The organism is Niveispirillum sp. SYP-B3756 (assembly GCF_009495745.1).
In the GTDB taxonomy this organism is placed as follows: domain Bacteria; phylum Pseudomonadota; class Alphaproteobacteria; order Azospirillales; family Azospirillaceae; genus Niveispirillum.
This window is the reverse complement of sequence record NZ_WIDQ01000017.1, coordinates 56,779-70,841: the sequence shown is the minus strand read 5'-3', so window position 1 is coordinate 70,841 and position 14,063 is coordinate 56,779. Positions and strand designations below refer to the sequence as shown.

Sequence of the window (14,063 nt, the reverse complement as noted above, 5' to 3'; positions counted from 1 at the left end):
TTCTTTCCTGACGGGAAAACAAAGATGAATGCGTTGCTGAAGTCCGTTGTCGCGTTGGCCGCCCTGTCGCTGCTGGCCGGCTGCATGGCCGCCCCCGCCAAGCGGGAGGTCTCCAACGGCCTCGATCCGCGCCGCGCCTGTATTGCGCAATGCAACCGCGATAACAATGTCTGCATGGATCAGCAATCGGCCCAGAGCCGGAAGACGGATTTCGGCATGGGGGCTACCTGCAGCGCGGAGCTGCAGGGGTGCCTCGCCCGTTGCTGAGCGGGATTGTCCCGGCCCCTTAACCCCCGTCGCCACGGGTGCGGATCTTTGGGAATTCGACGCGCATCATGACCCATAAAGCCCTTCGTCTGGCCGCCCTGCCGCTGCTGGCCCTGTCCTTGTCCCTGCCGGCCCAGGCTTGGGCACAGGATCGCACCCCGCCCGCCAGCCGGTCGGAAATCACCCTGTCCTTTGCCCCGCTGGTAAAACAGGCCAGCCCGGCCGTGGTGAATATTTACACCAAGCGTCGGGTGCAGACGCAGGTATCGCCCCTGCTGCAAGACCCGCTGTTCCAGCGCTTCTTCGGGGAGGCGTTTCGCGGCATCCCGCGGGAACGGGTGGAAAGCTCGCTAGGGTCGGGCGTCATTCTGGAATCCGACGGGTTGATCGTCACCAATGCCCATGTCATCCAGGGCAGCGATGAGATCACCGTGGTGCTGGCTGATCGCCGGGAATTCCCGGCCAAGATCGTGGCCTCAGACGAAAAGGTTGATCTGGCCGTGCTGCGCATTGATCCGGGCAAGGAAAAGCTGCCCGTGCTGGCCATGCATGACAGCGACGATCTGGAGGTGGGCGATCTGGTGCTGGCCATCGGCAACCCGTTCGGCGTCGGCCAGACGGTGACCAGCGGCATCGTCTCAGCCGTGGCGCGCACGGCCGTGGGCATCTCCGACTATAATTTCTTCATCCAGACCGATGCGGCCATCAATCCCGGCAATTCCGGCGGGGCGCTGATCTCCATGGATGGCAAGCTGGTCGGCATCAATTCCGCCATCTACAGCCGGTCGGGCGGTTCCATCGGCATCGGCTTTGCCATTCCCGCCAATATGGTGCGCACGGTGGTGGATGCCGTACGCGGCGGCGGCAAGCTGGTGCGGCCCTGGATCGGGGCCGGCGGGCAGGCCGTCACCAGCGATATCGCCGCCAGCCTGGGGCTTTCCCGCCCGGCCGGCGTGCTGATCAATCAGGTGCGCAAGGGCGGCCCGGCCGACCAGTCCGGGTTGAAGGTGGGCGATGTGGTGACGGCGGTGAATGGCCGCGCCGTGGATGACCCGGATTCCATGCGCTATCGCGTCGCCACCCTGGCGGTGGGCGGCAATACCAGCCTGACCGTGCTGCGCCAGGGTAAGGAACAAAGCCTCAGCCTGCGCTTGATCGGCCCGCCGGAAACCCCGGCGCGGGATGAAACGGTGGTGACCGGCCGCAACCCGCTGGCCGGTGCCAAGGTTGCCAACCTGAACCCCGCCCTGGTGGAGGAAATCCGCTTCGAAGGCGCATCCGATGGGGTGGTGGTGCTGGATGTGGCGCGCGGTTCGTCCGCCGCCGGGCTGGGCCTGCGGCCGGGTGACCTGCTGCTGCGGGTCAATGATCAGGACATCAACAGCGTGCGTGACCTGACCGGTGCGGTGAATGGCCAAGCCCGCCGCTGGACCATCAGCGTCCGGCGCGGTGACCAGACGCTGACCACCACGGTTGGGGGGTAACTATTCCGCCAGGAAGGCCCGTACCGCCGGCACGGTGGTGGCCGGGTCTTCCTCTTGTGGCATGTGGCCCAGGCCGGGGAAGCTGACCAGCCGGCTGTTGGGCAGGGCGGCCTGGAACTTGGCCGGCGTGGTGGCGAAGGCGACCAGCCAGTCCTTTTCGCCCCAGACCAGCAGGGTCGGCGCCTGGATGCTGCGCAGCCGGTCGGTCGGATCTTCGATGCGATAGGCGCGGAGACGGTCCAGCCCGGCCTTGCGGACGCCGGGCGAAAGCCAGCTTTCATAGTAACGGTCCACCGCTTCCGGCCCGAAGCGGGCGGGATCGCCGTAAAGCGGCGACAGGGTCAGCCGCACCGTCTGCTTGTTCAGGATATAGGGGCGCAGCTTGGCGGCGGCGGGTGGCTCCACTGTCTGGCCGAAACCGATGCCGGGCAGCGGATAGCCGCCGGGTGCCACCAGCACCAGCTTTTCCACCCGGTCCGGATGGGCGGCGGCGAAAATCCAGGCGATCTGGCCGCCCAGCGAATTGCCGATCAGGCTGGCCCGCTGCACGCCCAGCGTATCCAGCAGGGCCAGCAACTGGGCAGCATCGCGTTCCGGCCCATAGGTGCCGGCGGGGTCTGGCCCGGTCAGCCCATGGCCGGCCAGATCATAGCGGATGACCCGGTAATCGCGCGACAGGTCGGCGGCCCAGCCGTCCCAGCTTTGCAGTTGCGAGGCATTGCCATGGATCATCACCAGCACCGGCGCGCCCGCCGGCCCTTCCTGGCGGACATGGAAGCGCAGATCGCCAACGGTGACAAAATCCTGCGGCCCCCGGCTGAACCGCGCCTCTGCCGCCCCGCGTGACCGGTCGGGCGTATAAAGCCAGTCAACAAACCCGCCCAGCACCAGCAGAACCAGTGCCAGCAACCCCAGCAAAATCCGCTTCAGCATCGCATCCCCCCATGGCTTTCCTGATTGCCCGCCAGGGTACGGGCGAAGGCGTGAAGATGGAAGGTGAATAAGTGTTCAGGTTGACGATGCAACCATGAAAATTGGCTTCGAGGCTGTCCTGAGCTTATGCTGGCTGGAATTTCCGTTGTGGATATGGAAGGGATGGCAGGATGGCTTTCGAAGGCAGGCTGGTACGGCTGGCCGTGGCGCCCGATCTGGTGGCGGAATTCCTGGAACGGGTCTCCGCCAATGTCGCGGGCAGCCGCCAGGAACCGCAGAACATCACCTTCGGCCTGGCCCGCAGCCCGGAAGAGGAAGCGGGACCAGATGACCAGGCCGTGTTCTATCTGTGGGAGGAATTCAGGGGTGAGGGCGCCTTCGCCCACCACCACGGGACGGCGCATTTCCAGGCTTTCCGGATCTGGCTGGAGGGCCAGCAGCAGGCCGGGCGGATTGCGGTGCGCCGGCTGGTGACGCAGCCCCTGCTACGGGACTGACTGGTTCCGGTCGGGGCGGGGGTGGCGGGTTCAGTGTGCTTGGGTCTTCATCGCCCCAGCCGCAGGCCAGCAGGGCGGCGCGCATATGCGGTGGGACCGGGGCCGTCACTGTCACCGGGTCTTTGGTGGCCTGGATGGGCACGGTGATGGCGCGTGACAATAGGTGCAACGGCAAGCCCGTCCCGTCGGGCTGCCCGCCATAGATCGGGTCACCCAGCACCGGGCAACCCAGCGACTGGGTATGCACGCGGATCTGGTGCGTGCGGCCGGTCTTCGGGTTCAGTTCCAGCCAGGCGATGGGGCCGATCCCCGGCAATTCGCCGCGCCCGCGCACCCGCCAGAGGGTGACGCTGGGCTGGCCGTTGTCGCGGTCGACCACCATGCGCCAACCACGCCTGGCATCGCTGATCTTGTGCAGGGGCAGATCAATCTTGCCGCTATTATCCGCCGGCTGGCCGGCCACCACCGCCCAATAGGTCTTGGCCACCCGCCCTTCCTGGAACAGGATACCCAGCCGGCGCAGCGCCTTGGGGTGGCGGCCCAGCACCAGACAGCCGGCGGTATCCCGGTCCAGCCGGTGGGCCAGGGAAGGCGGGTTGGGAAAGCCGAAGCGCAGGCCATCGAAATGGCTTTCCAGATTATCCCCACCCCCTGGCCCGGCATGGACGGGAATGCCGGCGGGCTTGTCCAGCACCAGCATCAACCCGTCGCGGTAGAGCAGGCGGGCCAGCAATTCTTCCTCGGTCATCATCATCCGGCGGGGTTGGCAGGGGGAGCATTTTCGTCCAGGGCGGATCGCCAAAAGGTGAAATCACCTCCTGGCGTGAATCCGCTCGCAGGCAGACCGAAGACAGCTCTAGCACGCGGGGCGGGGCTGCCTCCATCGGTCATTGCCCATGACCCTTGCTATAAACCCTGCTCGCTGCTGGAACCCGGCCGGCTTTTGGTGATGGCGCGCGACAGCAGCACCACCGGGATGATGCCCACCAGCACGATGATCAGGGCGGCGGTGCTGGCCTCCCCCAGCCGCTCATCGCTGGCCAGCGTATAGACCCGCACGGCCAGCGTGTCGAAATTGAACGGCCGTACGATCATGGTGGCCGGCAATTCCTTCATCACATCGACAAAGACCAGCAGCCCCGCCGTCAGCAGGCTGCCCTTCATGATGGGCATATGCACGCGGGCCAGCGTGGCACCCGGCGTGCGGCCCAGCACACGGGCCGCCTGATCCAGGCTGGGGCGGATCTTGCCCAGGCTGGCTTCCACCGTGTTGAAGGACACGGCCAGGAAGCGCACCAGATAGGCATAGATCAGCGCCGTCACCGTGCCGGACAGCAGAAGCCCGGTGGACAGGCCGAACTGCGCCCGCATGAAACCATCCAGGGCATTATCCAGCCGTGCCGCCGGGATCAGGATGCCGACGGCAATCACCGATCCGGGTACGGCATAGCCCATGGCGGCCACCCGTGCCGCCCCCTTCAGCCAGGGCGTGGGCTGCAGCCGCAGCCCATAGGCCATCAGGCTGGCCAGCCCCACGGCCAGCAGGGCGGTGATACCGGCCAGCGTAAAGGAATTGCCGGCCAGTTTCATGAAGGTGGGGCCGAACAGGGAATCCCCCTCCGCCACCGCCATCCGGGCCAGCACACCCAGCGGAATGATGAAACCCAGCGCCAGCGGCAACAGGCAGGCCAGCAGCGCCAGGCCCCCGCGCAAGCCGCGCAGCCGGTAACTGGGCAGGGCGCGGTATCGCCCGGTCGAATGGAAATAACGCGCCCGGCCCCGGCTGTAGCGTTCCATCACCACCAGCGCCATGACGAACAGCATCAGCACAGAGGCCAATTGCGCGGCGGCCACCGGCTCCCCCAGGGCGAACCAGGTGCGATAGATGCCGGTGGTGAAGGTATCGACGGCGAAATATTGCACGGTGCCGAAATCGGCCAGTACTTCCATCATCGACAAAGCAAGGCCAGCAGCGATGGCGGGGCGGGCCAGCGGCAGCGCCACGCGGGCAAAGCTGCGCCACGGCCCCGCCCCCAGCGTGCGCGCCACCTCCAGCACACAGACCGACTGTTCCAGAAAGGCGGCGCGGGCCAGCAGATAGACATAGGGGTACAGCACGAAGGACAGCACCGCCACCGCCCCGCCCAGGGAGCGGATATTGGGGAACCAGTAATCGTGCCGGGTCCAGCCGAACGTGTCGCGCAGGGCCGTCTGCACCGGGCCGATAAATTGCAGCAGATCGGTATAGACATAGGCCATCACATAGGCCGGCATGGCCATGGGTAGCAGCAGCGCCCATTCAAGCCAGCGCTGGCCGGGAAAACGGCACATGGTGACCAGCCAGGCCGTGCCCACCCCGATCACCAGCACCCCGCCGGCCGTGCCCAGCGCCAGGGTCAGCGTGTTGACCAGATATGTGCCCAGCACTGTGCCGGCCAGATGTTCCCATACGCCATTGCTGGGCAGGAAGATGCGGCTGCCGACAATCAACACCGGCAGCGCCACCAGCAGGGCGATCAGGCTCAGTGTGACGGCCCAGCCGGATGGCAGGCGCAGCATTGGCAGACGGGCGGGGGTGGGGTGGGGCATGGAATGGTCGCTCATGCCCTTCTTGTCCCATTCTTGCGAACGGGTCGCAATGGATTTTGGGGGTAGGGGGAGGTTTCCCGTCACCAACCCGGTTACCCCTCCATCACCTCGGCCAGCACCTCGCACAGATTCACCAGCATTCCCGCCGTGGCACCCCAGATATAGCGATCACCATAGGGGAAGGCCCAGAAATGCCGGATGGCCCCTTTGAATTCGCGGCCTTCCCGTTTGCGGTTGGCGGGGTTCAGGATGAAGGAAAGCGGCACCTCGAACACCGTATCCACCTCATAGGGATCGGGGTTCAGGATGAAGGGGGGACGCACCAGCCCCACCACCGGCACCACGCGATAGCCGGTGCGGGTGATATAGGTGTCCAGATTGCCCAGCAGCTCAATATGGTGGCGGGGCAGGCCCACCTCCTCCTCCGTCTCCCGCAGGGCGGTGGCCTGGGGATCTTCATCCTCCGGCTCCACCCCGCCGCCGGGAAAGCTGATCTGGCCGGCATGGCTGGCCAGATGGGCGGTGCGCTGGGTGAACAGGATGGTAAAACCTTCCGGCCGGTCGACCAGCGGCACCAGCACGGCGGCTTCGCGCAGTTCCCCCGGAATCAACAGGTCGGGATTGCCATCCCCATCGCCGCGCACATCAATCAGGCGCGAGGGCTGGTGCCGACGGCGCTGAAAAACCGAGCGGATATCATTTTCGCCGATACTCAGCCTTCCGGCATCGGCCCCAGTGGAAAAAATTCCCCCTCGCTCCATAACCCGATCTCGACCCCGCGCTCCGTCTCAACCGTTTCGGCCCGTTCGACCAGCTCGTAGAAAACCGCACGGTTGATGCGTGCTTCCAACGGGGTCGCCTGCGGCCCACGGATCAGGATATAGGGGTTCGGCTCCCCTGTCGCGGGGTCCGTTGATACCCGGATGGGATGATCCTTTCCGGCAGTCACCTGTTCATCCAGATTGGTGCGGAAAACCAGGGACTGATCACGGCCCTGACCGGTCGCTTCCACTGCCACTGCGACAAAGGGCGCATCCTCCACCACAATGCGCCCGCGTTCGGCCGGGGTGATCAGCCAGAAATCACCCGCCTCATCCCGGCGCAGCACGGTGGAAAACAGTTTCACCATCGCTGGGCGGCCGATGGGGCTGCCGTGATAGTACCAGGTACCGTCGCGGGCGATGCGGATATCATAGGCCTCATCTTCCGCGCTTGGCCCCTTGCGGGCACCGGCCAGCAGGCCGGCGGCCTGATCGGCGGAAAGGGAGACGGGGGCCTTATTCTGCTTGCTTTCCGGCATGGCGGCATCAAACCATGTGGTAGAGGATGGGCAGGCGACTGCACTGCCCTATTGATAACATAGTCGTGACGGCTTGGTTCTGGTACCCACTGCACTTAAGTGGATAAAGGGCCGCCGGCCTGCCGCCCCATTTCCGGTTTCAAGGGAAGATGATGGTAGACACCCTGGATTTCAGCCGTTCGACCGACCCCCAGGCCCTGCTGCGGGAGGTGGAGGCGCTGGGCGTGAAGCTGGCGGCGGCGCGCGACGCCATCGGCCGGGTGATCTATGGTCAGCAGCAGGCGATCGACCTGTCATTGGTCACGCTGCTGGCTGGTGGGCATCTGCTGCTGATCGGCGTGCCGGGGCTGGCCAAGACGCGGCTGGTGGAAACGCTAGGCACGGTGATGGGGCTGGATGAACGCCGCATCCAATGCACGCCCGACCTGATGCCGGCCGATATTCTGGGCTCCGAAGTGCTGGAGGAAGGCCAGGATGGCCGGCGTTCCTTCCGCTTCATCCCCGGCCCGGTCTTCAGCCAGTTGCTGATGGCCGATGAAATCAACCGCGCCAGCCCGCGCACCCAGTCGGCCCTGCTGCAGGCGATGCAGGAAGGGCGCGTCTCCGTCGCTGGGCATTACCACCCGCTGCCCCGCCCCTTCCATGTGCTGGCCACCCAGAACCCGCTGGAACAGGAAGGGACATACCCGCTGCCAGAGGCGCAGCTGGACCGGTTCCTGATTCAGGTGGATGTGGATTACCCGGACCGTGATGCCGAACGCCGCATGATGATCGCCACCACCGGCGCCGATGCCGCAACGGCACCCACGGTGCTGACCCCGGTGGATTTGATGGCCGCGCAGGCCCTGGTCCGCCGCATCCCGGTGGGGGACAGCGTGGTCGATGGCATTCTGGACATGGTGCGCAATGCCCGTCCCGGTGACAGCAGTCTGGCCGCCGTGCGCCAGCATGTGGCGTGGGGGCCTGGCCCGCGTGCCTCTCAGGCGCTGATGCTGGCGGCCCGCGCCCGTGCCCTGCTGGATGGGCGGCTGACGCCCTCGCTGGATGATGTGGTGGAACTGGCGGGGCCGGTGCTGCGCCACCGCATGGCGCTGAATTTCTCCGCCCGCGCCGACGGGGTGACGCTGGACGATGTGATCGACCAGCTCTGCGCGCCGCTGCGCTGACGGCGGTTTGCCCATGGCCCCCCGCCTGCCCTATGATCTCGGCGCCCAGGCGCTGCGCGCGCAACACCGGGCCGAGGATCTGGCGCTGGCCCTGCCGCCGCTGCTGCTGGCTGCCGAACGGGTGGCGGCCAGCGTGGCCCAGGGGGCGCATGGCCGCCGCCGGGTGGGTACGGGCGAGACCTTCTGGCAGTTCCGCCGCTATCAGCCCGGTGACGCGCTGACACGGGTGGATTGGCGGCAATCTGCCAAGACCGCCCATATTTTCGTGCGGGAGAATGAGTGGGAGGCGGCGCAGACCGTCTGGCTGTGGCGCGATGACAGCCCGTCCATGCATTGGCGTTCCAGTAAAGCGCTGCCCACCAAGCGGGAACGGGCCGACCTGCTGGCCTTGGCCCTGTCGGTGCTGCTGGTGCGCGGCGGGGAACGGGTGGCGCTGGCCGGCAGCGATGTGCCGGCCTCTGCCGCGCGCAGCATCATGCCCCGGCTGGCCCTGTGGCTGACGGGGCAGAGCGCATACCACCAGGGCAGTGGCCTGCCGCCCGATGAACCTTTGCCGCGCCATGCCCGGGCCGTGCTGATTGGCGATCTCTTGTCCCCGCTGGAACAGGTGCGCGCCTCTGTGTCGCGGCTGGCCGGGCGGGGTGTGCGTGGCCATCTGGTGCAGGTGCTGGACCCGGCGGAAGAAACCCTGCCTTTTGACGGGCGGGTGGAATTCCGCGGCCTGGAAGGCGAAGGCCGCCTGCTGGTGCCCAATGTGCAGGCGGTGCGCAAAGCCTATCGGGAAAAGCTGGCGGCCCAGCGCGACGGACTGGCCGCCATTGCGCGGGCCGCCGGCTGGACGCTGACCCTGCACCGTACCGACAAGCCGCCGCAGACGGCCCTGTTGTCGCTCTGGTCGTCGCTGTCGGCGGCGACGGGGCTGGATTGATGCGATGCTGAGTTTCGGAACCCTCGCCTTTGCCGCCCCCTGGCTGCTGGTTCTGCTGGCGGGCTTACCGCTGCTGTACTGGCTGCTGCGTGTCACCCCGCCCAACCCGCGTTCGGTCAGCTTCCCGGCCCTGCGCCTGCTGCTGGACCTGTCCGCGCGGGAGGAGACGCCATCGCGCACGCCGCTCTGGCTGTTGATCCTGCGGCTGCTGCTGGCGGCGCTGGTGATTTTGGCGCTGGCCCGCCCGCTGCTGAACCCCGCCGCCGACCTGCCGGGCGGCGGGCCACTATTGCTGGTGGTGGATGATGGCTGGGCGGCAGCGCGCGACTGGCCGGCGCGGCAGCAGGGCATGGAACGGTTGCTGGCCCAGGCCGACCGCCAGGGCCGCAGCGTGGCGATCCTGACGACCGCCCAAGCCGCCAATGGCGATGCGCCCGTCCTGCGCGGGCCGCTGGCGGTGGGCGATGCGCGCGCGCTGGCCCAGTCGCTGCGGCCCAGCCCCTGGGCCACCGACCGCGCGGCCGCCACCAAGGCGCTGGATGCATTCCGCCCCGATGGTTCGCCCTATATCGCCTATCTCAGCGATGGCATTGTCGCATCGGGCAATGATGCGGCCACGGCGGGGCTGCTGGCTCGGCTACGCCAGTTTGGCAGCATGGCGGTGCTGGCGGATGGGGCCGAACGCCCGGCCCTGCTGCTGCGCCCGCCGCAGGATGATGGCACCGGGCTGGTGGTGACGGTTGAACGCTCCCAGGCGGACCTGCCGCAGCCGGTTTTGCTGCGCGCGCTGGGCGAGGATGGGCGGCTGCTCAACAGCGTGGATATCCTGTTTGCCGCCGGCGAACAGCGCAAGCAGGTGAAGCTGGACCTGCCCACCGAACTGCGCAACCAGCTTTCCAGCCTGCGCCTGGAAGGCCAGGAAACGGCGGGGGCCGTGGTGCTGCTGGATGAACGCTGGCGCCGCCGCCCGGTGGGGCTGGTGTCCGGCAATGCGGCGGGGGAAACGCCGCTGCTGTCTGATCTCTATTATCTGGACAAGGCGCTGTCGCCCTTTGCCGAGGTGCGGCGCGGCGATATTGCCAAGCTGCTGGACCGCGATCTGGCGGTGCTGATCCTGGCCGATGTCGGCAACCTGTCGGAATCCGAATCGGCCCGGCTGGAGGCCTGGATGCAACAGGGCGGCGTATTGCTGCGCTTTGCCGGCCCGCGTCTGGCCCAGAATGCCGACCGGCTGGTGCCCGTTTTCCTGCGCGCCGGTGACCGCGCGCTGGGCGGGGCTTTGTCGTGGGAGGAGCCGGCGCGGCTGGCCCCCTTTGCCGAAGACAGCCCCTTTGCCGGCCTGCCCGTGCCCGATGATGTGACGGTGAAGCGGCAGGTTCTGGCTGAACCCTCGGTCGATCTGGCCGGGCGCACCTGGGCCCGGCTGGCCGATGGCACGCCGCTGGTGACAGGGGAACGCAAGGGCCGGGGCGCGCTGGTGCTGGTGCATACCAGTGCCGGGCCGGAATGGTCCAATCTGGCGCTGTCCGGTCTTTATGTCGATATGCTGCGCCGGCTGGTGGCGCTGTCCGCCGGGGTGGCCGGCGGCGAACAGGTGGGCACCTTGCCGCCGCAACAAATTCTGGATGGTTTCGGCCATCTGACCCCGCCGCCCGCCACCGCTTTCCCCATTGCCGCCAAGGCGCTGGCGGCGGCCCCGGCGGGCGGGCTGCCCGGCCCGTCGCATCCGCCCGGTTTTTATGGCACCGCCGATACAAGGCAGGTGCTGAACCTGTCGCCCGCCGTGCCCGCGCTGACCGCCATCGACCCGTTGCTGGCGGGGCTGCCGCGCACGCTCTACGCGGGCGGGGGTGAGAGAGATTTGATGCCGACCCTGCTGACCCTGGCGCTGATCCTGGGCCTGATCGACCTGCTGGCCGGCCTGTGGTTGCGCGGGCTGTTGCCGCGTGCGTCCGGCCTGCGCCGGGTGGCCCCGCTGGCCCTGCTGCTGCTGGGCGTGTCGCTGGCCCTGCCGGTGCCGCCGGCGGATGCCCAGCCATCCGCCCAGCCCGCCAGCCCGCCGGATGAAAAGGCGGTGCAGGCGGCCAATGCCAATTGGCTGGCCTATGTCCACACCGGTGACAATCTGGTGGATAATACCAGCCGGGCCGGGCTGGAAGGGCTGGGCCGCGCCCTGGATGAGCGCACCGCGATTGAGGTGGCGGGGGCCATGCCGCTCGACCTGGAAACGGATGAGCTGGCCTTCTACACCCTGATCTATTGGCCGTTGACCGACGGGCAGACCAGCCTGTCCGACCATGTGCGGGAAAAGCTGAACCGCTATATGCGCCAGGGCGGCATGGTGCTGGTGGATACCCGCGCCGGCAACGGTAGCAATGGCACCGGCCCCGGTGGTACGGCGCTGGAAGCGCTGCTGAAGGGGCTGGATATACCGCCACTGGCCCCGGTGGGGCCGGAGCATGTTTTGACCCGCGCCTTCTATCTGCTGAATGATTTTCCGGGCCGCTATGCCGGTGGGGAACTCTGGGCGGAGGCGCAGGAAGACCAGATGAATGACGGGGTTTCCGGCATCATCATCGGGGCCAATGACTGGGCGTCGGCCTGGGCGGTGGATGAAGCCGGGCGACCGCTGAACGCCATGGCATCGGGGTCCGAACGGCAGCGGGAAATGGCCATCCGTACCGGCATCAATTTCGTGATGTATGCCATGACCGGCAATTACAAGGCTGATCAGGTGCATGTGCCGGCGATCCTGGAAAGGCTGGGGCAATGAACGGGGCCGCCATCGCGCTTGATCCGCTGATCCCGCTGGGCCTGCTGCTGGGGCTGGCCGCCATCGCCCTGATCCTGTCCGCCTATGCGCTGTGGCGGCGCGCGCGCGGGGCCTGGTTGCGGCTGGGCGGTTTCACCGTCATCCTGCTGGCCCTGCTGAACCCCGCCTGGGTGGAAGAAAAGCGCGAACCGATCAAGGATGTCGCCGTCATCGTGCTGGACCAGTCGCCAAGCCAGAAGATCGGCGACCGTATGGCGCGCGGGGAAAAGGCCCTGGCCGACTTACAGCAGCGCCTGGAACGCTATACCGATCTGGATGTGCGCGTGGTGCGCAGCCAGTCCGCCGATGGGCCGGACGGGGCCACTGTCGATGAAACAAGGTTGATGGAGGCGATGACCCGCGCCGTGGCCGATGTGCCGCGCCGCCGCATCGCCGGGGCCGTGCTGATCACCGACGGGCAGGTGCATGATGTGGCCACATCCCTGCCGGGGCTGGCCGGTTTCGGCCCGGTGCATACGCTGCTGACGGGGCAGAAGGATGAGGGCGACCGCCGCCTGACCATCGTGCAGGCCCCCAGCTTCGGCATTGTCGGCAAGGATGTCTCCGTCACCATCCGGGTGGACGATCTGCCGGGCGGCGGTGACGGGGCCGCCGCCGTGCAGTTGCGCCGCGATGGGCAGCCGACAGAGGAACTGACCGTGCCGGTGGGGCAGGAGGTGTCGCTGACCCTGCCGCTGTCGCATGGCGGGGTGAATGTCTTTGAACTGACCGTGGCGGCGGGGCCGCAGGAACTGACCCTGGCCAATAACAAGGCGGCCATCGTGGTGAACGGGGTGCGCGACCGGCTGCGGGTGCTGCTGGTCTCCGGTGAGCCCCATGCCGGGGAGCGCACCTGGCGCAACCTGCTGAAGGCCGATCCCTCGGTCGATCTGGTGCATTTCACCATTCTGCGCCCGCCGGAAAAGAATGATGGCACCCCCATCCGCGAATTGTCGCTGATCGCCTTCCCGATCCGCGAGCTGTTTGAGATGAAGCTGTCGGAATTCGACCTGATCATCTTCGATCGCTATAAAAAGCGCGGTGTGATCAACAACATGTATCTGGCGAATATCGCCGAATATGTGGAAAAGGGCGGGGCCTTCCTGGAAGCCAGCGGCCCGACCTTTGCGACACCATTGTCGCTCTATCGTTCGCCGCTGGGCACCGTGCTGCCGGGGGAACCGACGGGGCAGGTGATTGAAAAGCCCTTCACGCCCAGCGTCACCGACCTGGGCCGCCGCCATCCGGTGACGGCTGGTTTGACCGATGCGGCGGACGGGGTGGGGCAGTGGGGCCGCTGGTTCCGCCAGATCGACGTGACCGCCGACCGGGGGGCGACGGTGATGGCCGGTGCCGATGGCCGCCCGCTGCTGATCCTGAACCGGGTGGGACAGGGGCGGGTGGCGCAACTGGCGTCGGATCAGATCTGGCTCTGGTCACGCGGTTATGAAGGTGGCGGGCCCCAGGCCGAACTGCTGCGCCGGCTGGCCCATTGGCTGATGAAAGAGCCGGAGCTGGAGGAAAACGACCTGCGCACCGCCGTGGATGGCAGCCGCATCACCATCAGCCGCCGTTCGCTGGAACCGGATACGCGGCCGGTGCGCGTCACCTCGCCTTCCGATGTGGAACGTGAGGTGGCGATGCGGGAGGCGGGCGATGGGCTGGCCAGTGCCAGCCTGGCCGCCACGGAACCCGGCATCTGGCGGGTAACGGATGGGGAGCGCACGGCGCTGGCCGTGGTCGGCACCCTCAACCCGCCCGAACTGGCGGATATGCGCGCCACCACGGAGAAACTGGCCCCGGTGGCCAAGGCCACGGGCGGCGGTTTCTTCTGGCTGGCGCCCGATGGTGGGGCGGGGGAGATCCCCAGCGTGCGCCGCACCCGGCCTGACCGGGATCAGGCCGGCTCGGGCTGGCTGGGCCTGCGCGCCAATGGGGATTACACGGTGACGGGTGTCACCCAGGTGCCGCTGCTGCCCGGCCTGCTGGTGCTGGCCGGCGTGCTGGGCCTGCTGCTGGCGGCCTGGCGACGCGAAGGGCGGGGCGGGTAATATCAACGTGAAGCCAAGCCGTTGGCATGTTGGTGC

General features: G+C 67.3%; 12 protein-coding genes. 6 read left to right on the top strand and 6 right to left on the bottom strand.

The features are described 5' to 3' along the window. Positions 1-24 precede the first annotated feature (24 nt). Both GE253_RS21975 and GE253_RS21970 read left to right on the top strand, forming a co-directional pair. Positions 25-267 (top strand): hypothetical protein, encoded by a 243-nt coding sequence (locus GE253_RS21975; RefSeq protein ID WP_153206280.1) that lies wholly within the window; start codon positions 25-27, stop codon positions 265-267. Between the two features lie 68 nt (positions 268-335). Continuing rightward, positions 336-1,751: a DegQ family serine endoprotease gene (locus GE253_RS21970; protein WP_153206279.1), complete on the top strand. Its 1,416-nt coding sequence runs from the start codon at positions 336-338 to the stop codon at positions 1,749-1,751. Here GE253_RS21970 and GE253_RS21965 read toward each other — a convergent pair whose 3' ends face one another. The 6 genes from GE253_RS21965 to GE253_RS21940 all read right to left on the bottom strand — a co-directional run bounded on the left by GE253_RS21965 (position 1,752) and on the right by GE253_RS21940 (position 7,070). Continuing rightward, positions 1,752-2,684, bottom strand: coding sequence for an alpha/beta hydrolase (locus GE253_RS21965; protein WP_153206278.1), 933 nt, complete (start codon positions 2,682-2,684; stop codon positions 1,752-1,754). Further along, a complete protein-coding gene (locus GE253_RS25940; protein ID WP_173012769.1) occupies positions 2,678-3,088 on the bottom strand; it encodes a hypothetical protein in 411 nt (136 codons plus the stop codon). Before GE253_RS25940 ends, GE253_RS21965 begins: the two co-directional genes overlap by 7 nt. Further along, positions 3,045-3,935: an RluA family pseudouridine synthase gene (locus GE253_RS21955; RefSeq protein WP_348770929.1), complete on the bottom strand. Its 891-nt coding sequence runs from the start codon at positions 3,933-3,935 to the stop codon at positions 3,045-3,047. Before GE253_RS21955 ends, GE253_RS25940 begins: the two co-directional genes overlap by 44 nt. Before the next feature lie 152 nt (positions 3,936-4,087). Continuing rightward, positions 4,088-5,785 (bottom strand): iron ABC transporter permease, encoded by a 1,698-nt coding sequence (locus GE253_RS21950; RefSeq protein ID WP_153206276.1) that lies wholly within the window; start codon positions 5,783-5,785, stop codon positions 4,088-4,090. A gap of 77 nt (positions 5,786-5,862) precedes the next feature. Next, on the bottom strand, positions 5,863-6,531 hold the full coding sequence (locus GE253_RS21945) for a CoA pyrophosphatase (RefSeq protein WP_153206275.1): 669 nt from the start codon (positions 6,529-6,531) through the stop codon (positions 5,863-5,865). Continuing rightward, positions 6,483-7,070: a DUF1285 domain-containing protein gene (locus tag GE253_RS21940; protein ID WP_153206274.1), complete on the bottom strand. Its 588-nt coding sequence runs from the start codon at positions 7,068-7,070 to the stop codon at positions 6,483-6,485. Before GE253_RS21940 ends, GE253_RS21945 begins: the two co-directional genes overlap by 49 nt. Positions 7,071-7,219: 149 nt before the next feature. Between GE253_RS21940 and GE253_RS21935 the strand changes: the two genes are divergently transcribed. Genes GE253_RS21935 through GE253_RS21920 form a run of 4 tightly spaced genes read left to right on the top strand, consistent with a single transcriptional unit; the run spans position 7,220 to position 14,027 of the window. Next, on the top strand, positions 7,220-8,236 hold the full coding sequence (locus GE253_RS21935; RefSeq protein WP_247878811.1) for a MoxR family ATPase: 1,017 nt from the start codon (positions 7,220-7,222) through the stop codon (positions 8,234-8,236). Positions 8,237-8,249: 13 nt separating this feature from the next. Then, entirely contained in the window at positions 8,250-9,164 is a 915-nt protein-coding gene (locus GE253_RS21930; RefSeq protein ID WP_153206273.1) for a DUF58 domain-containing protein, read from the top strand. A gap of 4 nt (positions 9,165-9,168) precedes the next feature. Beyond that, positions 9,169-11,937, top strand: a complete 2,769-nt coding sequence (locus GE253_RS21925; protein ID WP_153206272.1) for a DUF4159 domain-containing protein — start codon at positions 9,169-9,171, stop codon at positions 11,935-11,937. Next, entirely contained in the window at positions 11,934-14,027 is a 2,094-nt protein-coding gene (locus tag GE253_RS21920) for a hypothetical protein (protein ID WP_153206271.1), read from the top strand. The genes GE253_RS21925 and GE253_RS21920 overlap by 4 nt, the downstream gene beginning before the upstream one ends. Positions 14,028-14,063 lie beyond the last annotated feature (36 nt).

What these genes read in the sequence shown, in the direction of transcription:
- GE253_RS21975 (WP_153206280.1), top strand. Translation starts at nt 25, where the DNA reads ATGAATGCGTTGCTGAAGTCCGTTGTCGCGTTGGCCGCCCTGTCGCTG.
- GE253_RS21970 (WP_153206279.1), top strand. Translation starts at nt 336, where the DNA reads ATGACCCATAAAGCCCTTCGTCTGGCCGCCCTGCCGCTGCTGGCCCTG.
- GE253_RS21965 (WP_153206278.1), bottom strand. Translation starts at nt 2,684, where the DNA reads ATGCTGAAGCGGATTTTGCTGGGGTTGCTGGCACTGGTTCTGCTGGTG.
- GE253_RS25940 (WP_173012769.1), bottom strand. Translation starts at nt 3,088, where the DNA reads ATGCGCCGTCCCGTGGTGGTGGGCGAAGGCGCCCTCACCCCTGAATTC.
- GE253_RS21955 (WP_348770929.1), bottom strand. Translation starts at nt 3,935, where the DNA reads ATGATGATGACCGAGGAAGAATTGCTGGCCCGCCTGCTCTACCGCGAC.
- GE253_RS21950 (WP_153206276.1), bottom strand. Translation starts at nt 5,785, where the DNA reads ATGAGCGACCATTCCATGCCCCACCCCACCCCCGCCCGTCTGCCAATG.
- GE253_RS21945 (WP_153206275.1), bottom strand. Translation starts at nt 6,531, where the DNA reads ATGGAGCGAGGGGGAATTTTTTCCACTGGGGCCGATGCCGGAAGGCTG.
- GE253_RS21940 (WP_153206274.1), bottom strand. Translation starts at nt 7,070, where the DNA reads ATGCCGGAAAGCAAGCAGAATAAGGCCCCCGTCTCCCTTTCCGCCGAT.
- GE253_RS21935 (WP_247878811.1), top strand. Translation starts at nt 7,220, where the DNA reads ATGATGGTAGACACCCTGGATTTCAGCCGTTCGACCGACCCCCAGGCC.
- GE253_RS21930 (WP_153206273.1), top strand. Translation starts at nt 8,250, where the DNA reads ATGGCCCCCCGCCTGCCCTATGATCTCGGCGCCCAGGCGCTGCGCGCG.
- GE253_RS21925 (WP_153206272.1), top strand. Translation starts at nt 9,169, where the DNA reads ATGCTGAGTTTCGGAACCCTCGCCTTTGCCGCCCCCTGGCTGCTGGTT.
- GE253_RS21920 (WP_153206271.1), top strand. Translation starts at nt 11,934, where the DNA reads ATGAACGGGGCCGCCATCGCGCTTGATCCGCTGATCCCGCTGGGCCTG.